The sequence below is a fragment of the Natronomonas aquatica genome (assembly GCF_024449025.1).
Lineage (GTDB): Archaea > Halobacteriota > Halobacteria > Halobacteriales > Haloarculaceae > Natronomonas > Natronomonas aquatica.
Genome location: NZ_JAHLKM010000043.1, coordinates 1 through 14,540 on the forward strand (window position 1 = coordinate 1; position 14,540 = coordinate 14,540).

Consider the following 14,540-nt stretch of genomic DNA (forward strand, 5'->3'; position numbering starts at 1 on the left):
TGCGAGCGCGAAAACGGAAATCCCGAGCGACCGCCTGCAGGAACGGGATACACCGCGCGAGGAACCCGCGCCGGAAGAATGGATCGCAGCTGAAAACGACGAGGCGTAACACTCGACCAATCGTTCACAAGCTATCCTCATGCCGTATTACTACCCGCAAGGCAGTCTGGTATTTGCTCAAGACCCGACCGGCGCGCACACGAATCCCCGCCCGGTGATCGTGGTTTCTGATCTTGACCGGCCGTACGTCGAACAGGAAGCGACGGTCGTATGTCTCAGTACACAGAACGATTACTCGCACGACGTTGCGCGGCTCCCGCACGAGTATGTTGACGGCGTCGAATTACGGAAAACAAGTTACGTGATGCCGTGGGCAATCTACACGATTCCGCTCTCATCGATTCGAGATAATCTCCCGTCTGGCGAGCTTACGCGTGACGGGCTGGAACTCGTTGCGGATACGATCGACGGGATGATTCGCCCATGACCACAGAGAATCCACTGCTCACGTATGCCTGCAGATAATCTCACTGAGCAGCTGCAAGAGCACATTGAAGAGCTGGACGAGCACTTAGCCGTTGCACCGAATCGAATTGAAGCGTACTACCAAGATGAAGAACCGGCCGAGGGGTTCCCTGAGTACGAGGAACCACCGCATCAACAAATCATTCGGAGAGGTCTGACAGCGATCGAGTTTGCTTACGAGTACGAACAAAAAGACCCATTCGTTGATCTTAGCATAAACTGGGGGACGCGAGATATCGTGTTCGCTCACGTCGGTGTCGGCCTCGAACTGTTACTTACCGGGATTTATATGAAGGTAGATCCGGAGAATTTTATTTTGAAACTACGAAAGAATGATGGTGAGACACCGAATCACGATACTGCGAAGCGACGTGTAATGGGTTTTCTCCCGGATTCATTATCGGACAGTCAGAGAAAACAAATCAGTCTTGTTATTGACATCGTTCACGAGCAGCGGAACAACACCGTGCATCTCGGCCTTCACGGGTTCCACCAGCAAGGATTGATGATCGCGTATTATGAAGTGTGCGCGTACCTCGCTGCGCAGTTTTCAGATGAACCGTTCTCTCTCGTTGAGGAAATTGAAGCGCACCGTGACGCGGCACGGGAGGGTGTTGTCGTTTCAGGACGGCCGCCTGAACACCAATTACCACTCACCGACGGCACAGAGTGACCTACCGCCCCCTGCTTACCCTTCACTTCACCTTCTCGTTCCTTCTCCCTGGTTCACGCGAATTCGTCGGTGAAATCGTTCATGAATTCTTCTCCCAATGATGCTCTGGGCGTGTCGAATTGATCGTCGTAGAATTCTCCAGCGCCGACGCCCATAACGCCAGCGTGTTGCTGCCCGAGAAAAATGAGTGCTTGCGTCGATCGTACGGTCGTAGTTGACCCAGTCACCGGGACGTCTTCGACATTGTGCTCTGCCTTCGGGTCTGCGTTCAGAACGACCGTCCAGTCCTGGTCGTGATTTGTTGCTGTGAAGGTTACTGTGAGTGGTTCGTCGAGCGGTACATCGTCTGTCGGGAGGAACTCGTATATTTGGATGAACGAGTTGACAGATTGTTCAGAATCCATGTTATCATGTGTCTGCTGTCGGGGACATATAAACGCTTACACCGGAGGTGAGGGAGTTCATCGAGAAACGGTTCAGAGGTATTTTTACGATACTTCGGTTGGTACTGGTTGCTATAGTGCCACTGACGGACCTAGAAACTGCGTTGGCGACCATCTACCCGCAGGATCTCGAAAAACTCGCTGCTGATCTTCTCGCTGAGCGCGGGTACGATGTCGATCCGACCGGAACACAAGGCGCGGACGGCGGGTTAGATGCAGTTCTCTACGACGATGACCGGTGTGGGGTGCTGCACGTCAGTCGAACGCAGAGCGACCGTTTGCGAGGGAAAATCACGTCGGATGCTGAGAAGGCAGCGGAGTATGACCAGTCGTACGATTTCTTCGTGTTCGTGACAACAGCGGATCCGTCCGGATCACTTCGCCGCCGGCTAGAAGCAGAGTTGCAGGACGAATACGGGTGGACAGTCAATATCTGGGCGCGAGAACAACTCCGGAATGCGCTCATGACTGATCATCAACGGCTTGTCCGGGAGCACTTGAACGTTGACCCGGGGGTACCGCGTGTCGGTCAGCGAGAGGAAATCATCGAGCTGCGGGATGACCGGTTAGACTGCATTCAGAATCGAACCGAGCTCCCGAATGAGCTCCCGGATGGTCCGACCGTAGTGGTTCATGTCATCCCGGTCACTGCCGTCACTTCGACCGATCCGACGCCTCCAGGTAATCTCCCTGCCGTACCGTTCTTCGGGCATTCAAAACGCGTTCCGGATGCTGGGAAATTCGTTAGTGACGGTGTCGTAGGGTACAATCACCGCGTGCGGCAAGCGTACCCGGATTACCTGTATCTCAACGAGTCAGGATGGATTGAGGGAGTTTCGACTGAATATTTCCGTTCGAAACCAGGGGAAGATGGCGGGGTAATCGATCGTGACGTTGACCGGGCGATCGCCGCTACCGTACACGGATCGCTGTATTGTTTCACTGACCTCGGGATTGAAGCACCGGTATTCGTTTTTGTTGCGCTGCTTGACGCTGGCCAGTACACGATGAGTTCCGACGGGATTCCCGAGTTCACGAAAGGGTGGTTTCCGGACCGGTTTACTGCCGGTCCGGTTGAGTTAGAAACACTCGATCCTGACGAGTTTGAGTTGGACCACCTTCGCCCTGTGCTTGATCGGATCTGGTATCAAGCTGGCCGTTCGAACGGATCACCTCATCTCTCGAACCTGGATGAGTCGGGTGATGAGTGACGGTGACGGTGTGAGTCAGTGACTGCTGGTTTCAGTCCCGTGCCGGGGTTGACCGGTCGCTACGGCTTCCTCTACGACTGTTTCGTGCAGAGCCTCTAATTGCGGTGACCGTACTGGCGTGAATTCACAGTCGCGTTCCTCGATGAATGGTAGGTCGGGGGAGAACGCTGGAGTGGGCCGAGTGAATTGCATGACGTCGTTGTTCGTGTTGAATCGATCGTCTTCACCCGGGACACGTTCAATTGTGGGGCGTACGTCTCGACGATGCTGTTCGATTTCATCGTGTAGTATCTGCATCTCTGCTTCTCGGCCGTGTTCTCGGTAGAACACCGCGTCTAATGCGTGAACTAACTGGAGTTTATTCAACTCTTCAACGACATCACTCCCGACAGGGAGTACTTCACTCGGGTCTGCCGGGCGTGTGTAGGCTACTGGGTCGTACAGGAGTAGGCAGAGGTTCGTGGAGAGTGGAAGGGATACTTGCAGGCCGCGTGTTTTCCAGCCAAGTGTGCCGATGTCGAGCTCGTGTTTGAACGCCGGGTTATCGAGTACAGCTGGGTGGTCGGAGAAGGCGAATCCTCGCCCGGTCATGTCTTTCAATACGACTGGTTCGAGATCTGCAATTAAGATGTGCCCGAGTAACGCTTCGATTTCATACCGGGTGAACGCGGACGTTGCTTCGATACGCATCTCTCGGTTCTGTAATGATTCCAACACACTCTCACGCATTTCATCGTTGTCTTCACCGATCACTCCGACATCTAAGAGGAGTTTTGTGAATTCGGTTGCGAACTCGTTGGTTTCTTCTTTCGCTGCTTTTGTCCGGGCATGCGTGTACGTGATGAACGCTAGGAACAAGTTCAACTCGGAGCCTTCCGGGAGAACCGACACGGATTCTGCTTCTTTGACTTCTCGGAGAACTCTGGCGAATTCACCTTCTAACTCACCCATCGTTTCTTCGATTTCACCATCTTCGTCGTAGAAGTAGTTCTCGTAACACAGATTTCGGATCGGAGTGGGTGGGAATTCCTCACGGCGGTCTAATTGGTAGGAGGGTAGACGTTCGGTATCGGTGAATCCTCGCATGTAGAGTTGCGGGATGTAGTGTTGTCGCTTCCGCGGCGGCATACACCGTGTCGTACTCGTTCGCTCGTTATAATCTCCTGGCCGATTCTTCCCACCTCGGTCATTATTAACCAGATCGAATCCTCCGAGTCTTTCTCGGAACGCATTGGGGATGTGAGGGTTATCTGTGAGTTTCAAATATTCTAAACCACACGGGGTCTACGGTGCGGTGGAGGCGAGCCGGTGTCACACGCTCCCCTCCACTTCACTCGACCCGTTTCACGTATCTCTCCGGGTTTCTGTTTCACCATTAGTAATAATACTGAAACGCTGGTATACTGCCATATGACTTATGCGAGTTATATCGTTAATGACCAGTCGTATTATTCGAAACGGTTTCGGGAAGCAAATCGGCGGATGCAGCAGTACCCGGCATTACGCGAGGTATTCGGGTCGCTCTCGTGGCCTGAGGATAAGGGTCTTCGAACGAATTCGTTAGTGCTGGAGTTGAGTCGGGAACAACGGTCGGAGAAGGACGTTGCGTTGTTATCGTCGGTTGAGGACGCGTTAGGTTCTGTCACGTCGAAATTGAATTCGGGTGAGAGGCAGGATTTGTACAGTGAGTTACGATCGTCGGATCGGAGGAAACTGATGTCGAGAGTGCTGGAGTTAGTTTGCTACCAGTATTTCCACAGTCAAGGGTTACAGGTCACTCCTGAACCGGCCGTATCTGGTGGTGGGGAGACTGATCTACGGATCGATGATACGAACCCGGTCTATGTTGAAATCACACGACTCGGCACTCCAGATACGGAACTGGAGATTGAAGCTGTTTACCAGTCGGTTGCCGAGCAGTTAACCGGTCAAATCCCTCGGAACAAGTATTTGAGACTTGATGTGAATTCAAGCAAATTAGATTGGAGCGGAACCCCGCTTAATAAGACCGGGTCAGAAAAGATGATTCTGAAGCAGGTGCAACGCACGGATCTTCTCAAACTGTTACAACATAGAGATGGGCTTCGACTCCGTGATATTCAGTCGATGTCGAGCGACTGGACGTTACGCGAGGTGATCGAAGATAGTGTGCGGTACGGTACGCACGGTACGTTCGGTGCGGATTGGGAAGGAATACTGGATAAACCTCAGTTCGCGCCTATACTTCAGACGCGTGTTGAAGCGTTTGAGGGACCGGTTATTTCGGCGATGATGGGTGACGCGACTGGAGGGTTAGTGGAACTGCATTCTGATATGAACTCGCCGTCTCCCGCTGCAAGTAAACAGGAAACCCGGTTTTTGGAGAGGATTGAACGGAAAGTAGAAACGAAACTCGATAAGGGGCAACGAGAATCAGGTGAAGTGAATATTCTGTGTATCGGTGCAACGCACTGGCTTGCTCGCGGATACGCGAAATCAAACACTCATCCTCTCGGGCGGAATCAGCAAGTGAAGATTCAGAACACGATTCACGACACTCTCGTTCAGCATTCGGTACCGGAGTTAGTGGGTGTGGTAATGATGGAGGATGATCCTGCGAAATCGTTGTGGGTTGAGAATCCAAGTGCGGCGTCTGATCTCGTGACTGCTTACGAATCGACTGACGTTACCCGGTTTATCGGGTAACCTCGTCACTGAGGGGTGCTTGTCGGGAGCGAATGATCGGGTTGGTGTTTGACCGGGAGTTTAGTGCTTGTAAACGCGGAATCTGTATAGTGGCATATGTTTATTTGTTCGTTGCTCCTCGCTTAGTGTGTATAGAGTAGTGTGTAGCGCGGTTTCGCTACTGCGACCCTGGGGTGAAGGTAGTGAGAGTACGTCTTCGCTCCTCGCATGTCGCGGTACGGGGTGTGATACTCTCATTCGAATGTGTTGATGACCGCCGCTACGCGGTGAATGTAAGAGTTTGTTAATAGACTCCTACATTCAAGTGGGTAGAGACATATTCTCTTTATAAGCAAATCACTCAGATATGGCCGCAGAAACAGATTCCAACATTCGGGCGAAAGTATGGCTGGAGCCCGATCAAGTCGAAGCGCTTCGCAATGCCTGCTACGACAACGAGTTCGCGTCGTATCTTCAGCAGCGGAACGACGCCATCATCGCACTACTCTACGATGCTGGTCTACGGGTCGGTGAACTTGTACAAGTAGATGTCGAGATGCTGCGTGAGGGGCGAGCCGAACTCTACCTTCCTGCGCACATCCAGAAGGACTACCCGAACGACAACTCCCCTACCGCCGTCACGATAGAGTTGGGGAGCGATACCTCACGAACACTGAACTCATACTTGGCCAGCCGGTGGAAGGACACCGAGGCATTGTTTCCTTCTCGAAAGGCCGACCGGATCACCGAGCAGGGCGTCCGGTATATGCTCCACGGAGTCGCTGAGGCAGCCGACGTTCAGCCGTGGAAGGTAGACGGGAGTCGCGGCGACGCGGGCGATGTGACGCCCCACGCGCTCCGTCACAGCGTCGCCTACCGGATGCTCCACGAGGAAGAGGGAAATACACTCTACGATGTCAGAAATCGACTTAGGCACCGTAGTTTGCAAACGACCGAACGGGTCTATGACCACTTCCAGAAGGTGTGAGTGAGGATGACCGCACCAAACGCAATGCACGCCATCACAGATGACGGGGTAGAATTTCTTAATCAGCTCTGTGACGCCTGGAACGGTGAAAAAGGAAAGCTTCGGACACTCGTTAATGAACACGGTCTCCAGTTGTTCACAGGCGGAAGTAGAGGGCGCGAAATCATACCGTTCCCAGACGAGTACATTACTGACTTCTATTTCGACGAGTGGGAGCATGAGACGTTCTATGTCGCCAAAATCTGTGGAATACCCAGCCCACAGAACTACCGAGAAGTCCATATCTGGAATCAAGCCTACGGGGGAAGTGATTCCGATCTCTTCGCTCCCGCTGATGCTTGGGACGACGATTATCGGTGGATCTTGATGAAGCGTGTCACACCGGTTTCACCGATTTCGGGCGATCTCGCTTACGCTCAAAACGGTCAGGAATACTACGTCGATGAAGGTGCTCCAGAGCGAATCGAAGGGTGGCTTGAAGATGAAGGCTGGCGTATTGAGGATGCTCCAGAGAACATCGGATTTCACGAAGAGCAGGAGTACATGTGCCTCTTTGATTACGGTGGTGTCCATCCCCTTGACGGCGAAATAGAGTATCCTGCCGTCGTACAGAATGCTGTTGAGGAATACAATCAGCAGGGACAGGACGCTGGTGCAGATGGGAGGACAGAGAATGAGTAAAGACGATGTTGCACCCGGAAACTCCCGTCCGGAAGGACACTCTCCGGGGTTCCGAAACAGCGAGTGATACTACGTTTCCGACGAGTTGGCGCAGACGATCTGTTGGCCTGGTCTAACAATCGTTTCCTCTCGTCGTTGAGTCGAAGGATGTTCAGTCAGTTGGCATAAACGGATGTGCATACGGGGGCGATTCAACGTGATTCTGGGGTAGCTGAACCGGGGTCTGTTTAAGATGATGCCATTGTCGGGAGTCTCTCCAGCGTGATCGCCACGACGCGTAGGGCGGATCAATGTACGCTGACCGGGTGGGGCGTACACCAGCGTATATACATCGAGGCCGTTGATGACATCGACGCGCGACCCCGTGGGGTCGGCCTCGAAGACCCGGTTCCAGATGTTTGAACAGCCATCCATTTCCCATACTGGCTCTTGATTTCTGTTCCACCTATAAACTTGGAAAGTGAGTTACTGGTGTTTTTCAATCGAGATATCCCATCCTTCGTGATCATCGTCGTCCATGTATTCGAAGTGATTCTGCGCCTGTTCGTAGGAGTCCATCCCCCTAAACTGGAAGAAAGGAGCACCACAGGCAGGGCAGGTTTCTACATCTGGGTTCCGTGTGGTGGAGGCATTGCCTGTTTTTTCGCCCATCGTCGCGCTCATAGCACGGGACACGTAGTCTGTATCGCCGGGCTCGAACTGTTGTTCAATCTGGGCCAAGAGAGCTAATGTCCAATCACGGGCCTCTTCTCTTTCCGTTATCTCACCTGGGCCATCGAAGAAATCTTCCACGACACCGACCACGTCAGCTGCCCAACGGAGACTTACGTTGTAAGTGAATTCAGCATCTAACTCCGGATCGATCTCGTCCGCGTCCATCGCTAGCACGCTCACTTCGACATCAAGAAACTGATGTCTGTACGTCCATGTCGGGGTTGGATCCTGCGATACTCGGTGTTGTTCCCAGTCGCCGGGAAGTCCATCGATTAGATGAGACATATTGGCTGTTCGATGGGTTAGATAAAGACATACTTAGCAACACCGCTCTATCAAACAATATTCTGTCCTGTAATAGAGCAGTGTAAACGATTATTTGGCAGACACAAGAATACGGCCGTTATGGGATATCAATCGCGGACGATCAAACAAGTTCTTCCGGAGATCAATGATTCGATTTTCCTCCCGGCAATCCAGCGTGAGTTTGTCTGGGACACCGAACAGATCGTACAACTGTTCGATTCTGTCCTCCGCGAATACCCAATCGGGTCGTTCATATTTTGGAATCTCAATAGCGACTTCGCGGAGAGCCAGATCAAGTATTATTTTGTCCGGAATCACATCGAGGACAGCATCTACCCGGACGAGTTCGACAACGTGCATCATCGTAATCCGAAGGTCCCGGAGTACGAGCAGGTACCCGACAGCGTTTCACTTGTCGTTGATGGCCAGCAGCGGCTTTCCTCGTTCTACATTGGGCTTCAGGGTACCTACGTTGAGAAGCAAAAGTACCGGCAGCGAAAGAACCCCGCTGCGTGGACACGAAAACAGCTGTATCTGAATCTTCTCTCAGATCCCAGCAATCAGAGTGAAGATCACCTGAAACTCCGGTATGAATTCCAGTTCAAGCAGCCTAATCCTGCACAGTCCAGTGACAAGTACTGGTTCCGAGTCGGTGACATCCTGGAGATCGATACGCTTGAGAAAGCGATGACCCGGGCTAACGAAATCGGAGATGAGTTGGATGAAATCTCCGATGCCCAAGAACACTACATCCTCAAGAACCTCACAACCCTCTACAACGCGATTCACGCCCGCGACATCATCAATTACTACGAGGAGGGCAAGCAAGACAACGAACGAATTCTGGACATCTTTGTCCGCGCGAATGAGGGAGGTACACAGTTGAGCAAGTCCGAGATTCTTCTGTCAATCGCCACCTCGTATTGGGCATCAGATGAAGATAATCCAATCGATGCGAAAGAAGAGATCAATTCGTTCGTTTCATCTCTCAACCAAGCCTACATCGATGAAGGATACGACTTTGGCAGCGATTTCGTACTCAAGTCGCTACTTGTCGCAGCAGACTTGTCTGCGGAATACCGGATTCGGTCGTTCACTCACGATAACCTTTCATTGATGAAGGAAATCTGGGGAGAGGGTGAAATACTGGATGCTATCGAATCAGCGGTGAGCCTAATCAGCGATTTTGGTCTGACTGGCCGCAGTCTCACCAGCCGTAATGCGCTTATCCCGATTGTCTACTACTTTTACGCGAATGGAAACCCCAATCTAACGACGGACTCCGAACTTGGTGTACGGGTCCGTCCACGAATCCTCCAATGGCTGTGTTCTGCCCTCCTCAACAGCAACTTCAACTCACGACCAGACCAGATCATCGAAGATGCACGGGACGCGATCAAGCAGGCTGATAACCGGGAGTTCCCGCTAGAGCGGATTCAGCGACAGATCCGGACGCGAGGCAAAGCGGTCGGATTCAGTCCGGAGATCGTCGAAGATCTCTTCGACGAAACGGATTACAATAGCACGAAGATTTACCTGCTGCTCTCGGTGCTGTACTACCCGGAGCCAGCATTGGATGATTCGTACGAAGTCGATCATATCTTTCCGAGAAGCCTCTTGGAGAAGGACAAACTCATCAAAGACTACGGATTTGCCCCGAGTAAGGCCGAGAGGTACGAATCACTACGTGACCACGTCGCCAATCTCCAACTGATTAACGAGAACCAGTCAAAGGGAGACCAACCGTTCGACGAATGGATATCCACACGGAGCGATCGGTACTACGAACGGCATCACATCCCCCAGGAAGAACGACTCTATGAACTGGAGAACTTCCCAGAGTTCATCCAGACACGCGAAGAATTGCTCCGGGATCAAATCACAGAAACGTTCAGTTGAGGGAATTAGTGTGCGGCACAGAGCCAGCGCACGACAGCGCCGACCTCCATAGGATGTCGTGTTGTGGTACTCGAACCCCGCAAGTCAAATCAACTCCTTTACTCGGGATCGGAGATGGCCAAAGGCCTTCTCAGCGATATCCACATCCTGGGCACCCGTGATCACGATCTTTCCGTTTGCGAAGACTAAGAGCACCGCGCCGACCTCTGGGGGTCGATAAATGAGACCCGGGAACTGTTCGGGCTCGTATTCGGTAGATTCCAACCCGAGCCCGATCGAGAGTGCGTTCAGGTTCACTCCTTCACCGAGAGTGGCAGTACAAACGACGTTCTGGACTCCAAATCCAGTGTCACGCCCTTGCTCAAGGATCCCCAAATCGCTCATATTTGCCAGTAGCCCCTCGTTCGTCACGTCGAGTTCTTCATAACTGGAACATCCACTAATGATGTACTTCCCGCTCCGATATACCGTAATTAGAGGTCCTCCCTCTTTGAGACGAACGTACAGACCGTGGTAATTGGATGGGTCATACTCAAGGTACGGTGTGGACAGATCTTCTTCGAGTGCCTCCAAATCCAACTCTGCATGGAGGTCTCCCGAGCCGACGACGTTCGCAATTTTAACATTCATCGATTCTGAGATGGCGAGTCCAGTATCAGTGCAGCTGTCACCAGTTCGGGTTCTTCGGGCGTTACGTGCTTCTCTTCCTCTAACCGGGCTAATTCTTCGTCACGCTCACGTCGAAGGGACTCCAACTGCCGTTTCGCGTTCCCGATAGGTGCCGACATATCCTTACCTTGTTCGTCCTGCTGTTCGTACGTTTCTAAGCGCTCTTCCCACTCGCTGATTTCCTCTTCGAAGTGACGGTCAGCATGTTGGCGCTTAATTTCCATCTCACGTTCCCGTTCTTCTCTCGCCTCCTTAGCAAACGACTCGACCTGCTCCCAAGCCTCCATCTCGGCAATCCCGTGTAAGTCCGATACCATTGACGCCAGCTGGTTCAGCGTCTCATCGGCGGAAATCTCCTCCGGGGGGAGGGTATCAACGATCTCGGGCTTGTTAGTCAAAACATCCCCATCTGGAGTAACATACAGTGAAACCAGCTTCTCGGTTACCGCTTCACCGGCACCGGACACGTACCCAAGACGGTAATTAAAGAGAACACCGGGCCCCGGTTCACCATCTTCTGCGACTTTGACAGCGACTTGTCCCTGAATGCGGGTCGAGTCAAGGCAGTATTCGATGAGTGATTGAACGAGCGGGTGATCAAGGGCAATGAATTCGATGTCGTCCTGTTCCATCGCTACTTCGCGTGTGAACGTCGCCTGGTCGTATCGGCCCTTGACTTGAGCACCAGAGAGTACGTCAGGGACGTCGATTTGGAAGATATCGCCGCCAGATCGAGCAGGGCCCGGACGGACACCACGGATGTCACCACCGAATTCGTCGAAGAACTCTCGAACCAGTACTTCGATGTCGTCTTCGCTAACGTCACCGTGTTGGCTGCGTTCAATTACCTCTAGTATCTCTTCGTCTTCGTCAGAGAGGTCGAATCGGTCACGAATGAGAAACTCGTTTTCGACGGTTTTGAGAGCCTCCTTGCGTTCTTCGATGGTGGTGTCGATGTCTGCGACTACCTCGTCTGTCGGACGGTTCTCGGCGATTGCAGCCATAATGGTATCGTCGAGATCGACATCTTCCAGCACTCTACCGAGTACATCAGACCGCATCCCGAGGTCAGATTCGATCTGATTTGTCTTCTCGACAAGCAGGTTAAGGATCTCGCTCTCCCGAGTGTTTTTGAAGAAGAGATTCCGGATTTCGACGGTTCGGTCCTGTCCATAGCGGTGAAGGCGACCCATCCGTTGATCAATTCTGGTGGGCGACCAGGGCAGATCAAAATTGCATAGAATGTGCGCAAACTGAAGATTCAACCCCTCCTGGGCCGCATCTGTCGCAATCATTATACTTTTCTCGTTCTGGAAATCCTCCATCTCTTGCCGACGACGTTTCTGGTCTAAGTCACCGTAGACCTGTGCGATATCGTAATCAGCGAACACCCTGTCGCGGAGGTATTCCAACGTGTCCGTGTACTCAGTGAAGATGAGAATTTTCTCGTCAGGATCTTCATTCAATATCCTATCGACAAACTGCTTGAGCATCTGGGCCTTCGAATCGGTTTTAATCCTCTTGGCTTGCCGCCAGAGCTGTTTGACACGGTCGAGTTCTTCCTGTATTTGCGAGCGATTCAGCGTGACTGTGACGGTTTCCAGAGCCTCTTCGACACGCTCACGCTCGGTGTCTGTCAGTGTCTCGGGTTCGGTGCTATACCGAGGGATCAGCTCCTGAACATCGTCAGGAAGATCCTCGGCAACAGCGTCGTTCTGGATGGCACGCATTCGGTTCTCCAGAGACTTCTGAATCGCGTAGATGCTGGAGACCAGCCGCTTCTGGTAAATGACCATCGTGAACCCTGCGGCTTGGTTCTCCTCCTGTTGAGCGAGGTTGTAGTACTCGCGGATGTACTCAGTGACGTCGTCGTAGAGCTTCCGCTCAGCCCGGGACATGTCCACACCGAGCGCTTCGATATTCTTCTCGGGGAACATTCGCGTCCCGTCGGTGTCGTGCATGTCGTCCTTCAGCCGGCGAATCATCAGGTCATCCAGTGCGTCTGGGTTGATCTCTGATTCGTGGCTGAAGCGGTATGGATCGAGCAGATCCACGAGGAAGTAGAACTGATCAGACTTTCCCTTGTGAGGCGTCCCGGTCATCAACAGGAGCGCATCGGAGTTTTCGGCGACAGCTTCACCGACAGTGTAACGCTGGGTTCGTTCGATGGAGTCGTCGCTTCCCCGGCGAGCAGTCAAGTGGTGTGCTTCGTCAAAGACAGCGACATCCCAGGATGCGTCGAGGTTATCGAGCGCATCACGGACCGAGACCCTGTCCGACTCAGGGTCGTCGTTCGTTTGCTTAGCGAAATCGATCGAGGTAATGATGAGGTCCTCTTGCTCCCAGACGTTCTGGTTCGGGTGGGATTGTCGGTAGGTTTCGACAGTCTCCCGGTCGTAGATGACGAAGTTGCGGTCGAACTTCTCGCGCATCTCTTCCTGCCACTGCACCGTGAGTGGCGCTGGTGCGACAATGAGCACCCGCTGGGCACGACCGCGCGCGATGAGTTCCTCGATAACGATACCGGCTTCAATGGTTTTTCCGAGGCCGACTTCGTCGCCGATGAGGTAGCGGTGATCGTACGAGTTCAGAATCTCGTAGGCGGCCTGAACCTGATACGGTTCGATCTCGATACGGTTGTTCGTCAGCGAAAGGAACCGGTCGTATCGGTAGGCGAGGTCGAGGCGGGTTGCACGCTCCAGGAGGTCGTGGTGGATTGGCGAATCGATCTGCTGGGCTGCGAGTCGGTCAACGATGGAGTCGATCCGCTCGATGTGTGGCAAGCCACTTGGGAGTTTTCGGAGTTCCCCCGCCGTGGTGTAGACGTGGAGGAGTTGCCCTCCGTTCGGGCGGTCTTCGATCTTCGTGATTTCGCCCTGCCCACCGGCGAACTTGATGTGGTCGCCGACCTCGAAGTCAGTCATTTATCAAGTGAAGATTCGATAATCTCCACATCTTCTTCTACGAGATTGAAGAGTTCATAGACGATATCATCAATCTCATTGTTAGTTTCATTCAATTCTTTTTCCAGTTCTTTTGCCTCACCCTTCCTCTTTAGATACCTTTCCAAATCATTCTCAATCCCTTTCATTTGGGGGAGAGTGAGCGTCTTTAGCCGATCAATTAGTGACTTTGTGGTCGTTGCGTTCTCTCGGAACTCCGCGAAACCACCAGCTTCTTCGACAGCATATGGTACGAATTCTTCCAAGAGGGCCCGTGTTTTTTCGTCTAACCCAACAAACTCCATCGCCGGTAGGAGCTCTGTAGCGGTGTACCCCCACCGATCAGTTTCGTATTCTTCAGGGTTCTCTGGCTTGTACCTTGCGCTCATCTTAATCACCAGCTTTGCACCAGAGCTTTCGACCTGAACAGATCCAACACGCAAACTATCCCTGCTTTCGGTGGTTTCCGAAAGAATTGTTTGTGAAGTCTCAGCAGGTGGCTGGTATCCGTTGAGATTGGCTAATACATGACCATCCTCATATGGCTTGATATAGTCCAAGATATTCAGATTGAGAGCGTTTCTCTGATTTCTGAGGTTAGTCATGTCCTCCGCCAGATTCGCTAATCGGTCAGTAGCATCCCCCTCCAAAATTGCAGATGGAATAGGGAGATTCTTGATTGCGTGTGTGAAGGACCTCTGATACCCACCGCGATACTCTGACGTAACGAACTGATAATACCAATTAATTGGTCGTGTCGCAAAGCGGTCTAGAGTTTGCCTCTGGTGCTCTCAATTGAGAGGTCACAGTTCATTGCTGTTTTGG

The 14,540-nt window shown here is 52.5% G+C and carries 13 protein-coding genes; 7 read left to right on the plus strand and 6 right to left on the minus strand.

Features of this window, described 5'->3' with window-relative positions; all coding sequences use genetic code 11:
• Positions 1 to 139 precede the first annotated feature (139 nt).
• Together KM295_RS15740 and KM295_RS15745 are read left to right on the plus strand one after the other, a co-directional pair.
• The gene (locus KM295_RS15740; RefSeq protein WP_256031114.1) at positions 140 to 487 is read left to right on the plus strand and encodes a hypothetical protein; all 348 of its coding nucleotides are present in this window, start codon (positions 140 to 142) and stop codon (positions 485 to 487) included.
• Between the two features lie 24 nt (positions 488 to 511).
• Entirely contained in the window at positions 512 to 1,198 is a 687-nt protein-coding gene (locus KM295_RS15745) for a hypothetical protein (protein ID WP_256031117.1), read from the plus strand.
• A gap of 53 nt (positions 1,199 to 1,251) precedes the next feature.
• Here KM295_RS15745 and KM295_RS15750 read toward each other — a convergent pair whose 3' ends face one another.
• On the minus strand, positions 1,252 to 1,602 hold the full coding sequence (locus tag KM295_RS15750) for a hypothetical protein (protein ID WP_256031120.1): 351 nt from the start codon (positions 1,600 to 1,602) through the stop codon (positions 1,252 to 1,254).
• Between the two features lie 116 nt (positions 1,603 to 1,718).
• On the opposite strand from KM295_RS15750, the gene KM295_RS15755 reads away from it, so the two are divergent.
• Positions 1,719 to 2,852: a restriction endonuclease gene (locus tag KM295_RS15755; protein ID WP_256031122.1), complete on the plus strand. Its 1,134-nt coding sequence runs from the start codon at positions 1,719 to 1,721 to the stop codon at positions 2,850 to 2,852.
• A gap of 15 nt (positions 2,853 to 2,867) precedes the next feature.
• Here the strand turns inward: KM295_RS15755 and KM295_RS15760 are convergent, their stop codons facing one another.
• A complete protein-coding gene (locus tag KM295_RS15760) occupies positions 2,868 to 3,980 on the minus strand; it encodes a DUF4238 domain-containing protein (protein ID WP_256031123.1) in 1,113 nt (370 codons plus the stop codon).
• Positions 3,981 to 4,568: 588 nt separating this feature from the next.
• On the opposite strand from KM295_RS15760, the gene KM295_RS15765 reads away from it, so the two are divergent.
• From KM295_RS15765 to KM295_RS15775, 3 genes are all read left to right on the plus strand, one after another.
• A complete protein-coding gene (locus KM295_RS15765) occupies positions 4,569 to 5,537 on the plus strand; it encodes a hypothetical protein (RefSeq protein WP_256031126.1) in 969 nt (322 codons plus the stop codon).
• Positions 5,538 to 5,883: 346 nt separating this feature from the next.
• Positions 5,884 to 6,504, plus strand: a complete 621-nt coding sequence (locus KM295_RS15770; RefSeq protein WP_256031128.1) for a tyrosine-type recombinase/integrase — start codon at positions 5,884 to 5,886, stop codon at positions 6,502 to 6,504.
• Between the two features lie 6 nt (positions 6,505 to 6,510).
• A complete protein-coding gene (locus KM295_RS15775; protein WP_256031129.1) occupies positions 6,511 to 7,185 on the plus strand; it encodes a hypothetical protein in 675 nt (224 codons plus the stop codon).
• 465 nt (positions 7,186 to 7,650) lie between these two features.
• On the opposite strand, the gene KM295_RS15780 is transcribed toward KM295_RS15775, so the two are convergent.
• Entirely contained in the window at positions 7,651 to 8,064 is a 414-nt protein-coding gene (locus KM295_RS15780) for a hypothetical protein (RefSeq protein WP_256031130.1), read from the minus strand.
• 240 nt (positions 8,065 to 8,304) lie between these two features.
• On the opposite strand from KM295_RS15780, the gene KM295_RS15785 reads away from it, so the two are divergent.
• The gene (locus KM295_RS15785; RefSeq protein WP_256031131.1) at positions 8,305 to 10,104 is read left to right on the plus strand and encodes a DUF262 domain-containing protein; all 1,800 of its coding nucleotides are present in this window, start codon (positions 8,305 to 8,307) and stop codon (positions 10,102 to 10,104) included.
• An 84-nt stretch (positions 10,105 to 10,188) separates the two neighbouring features.
• Here KM295_RS15785 and KM295_RS15790 read toward each other — a convergent pair whose 3' ends face one another.
• The 3 genes from KM295_RS15790 to KM295_RS15800 are packed head-to-tail and all read right to left on the minus strand — an operon-like array spanning position 10,189 to position 14,320.
• Positions 10,189 to 10,734 (minus strand): TATA-box-binding protein, encoded by a 546-nt coding sequence (locus KM295_RS15790; protein WP_256031132.1) that lies wholly within the window; start codon positions 10,732 to 10,734, stop codon positions 10,189 to 10,191.
• Positions 10,731 to 13,697 carry a DEAD/DEAH box helicase gene (locus tag KM295_RS15795; RefSeq protein WP_256031133.1) on the minus strand — a complete coding sequence of 989 codons (2,967 nt, stop codon included), beginning with the start codon at positions 13,695 to 13,697 and terminating at the stop codon, positions 10,731 to 10,733. The genes KM295_RS15790 and KM295_RS15795 overlap by 4 nt, the downstream gene beginning before the upstream one ends.
• Positions 13,694 to 14,320, minus strand: a complete 627-nt coding sequence (locus KM295_RS15800; protein ID WP_256031134.1) for a restriction endonuclease — start codon at positions 14,318 to 14,320, stop codon at positions 13,694 to 13,696. The genes KM295_RS15795 and KM295_RS15800 overlap by 4 nt, the downstream gene beginning before the upstream one ends.
• Positions 14,321 to 14,540: the final 220 nt, after the last annotated feature.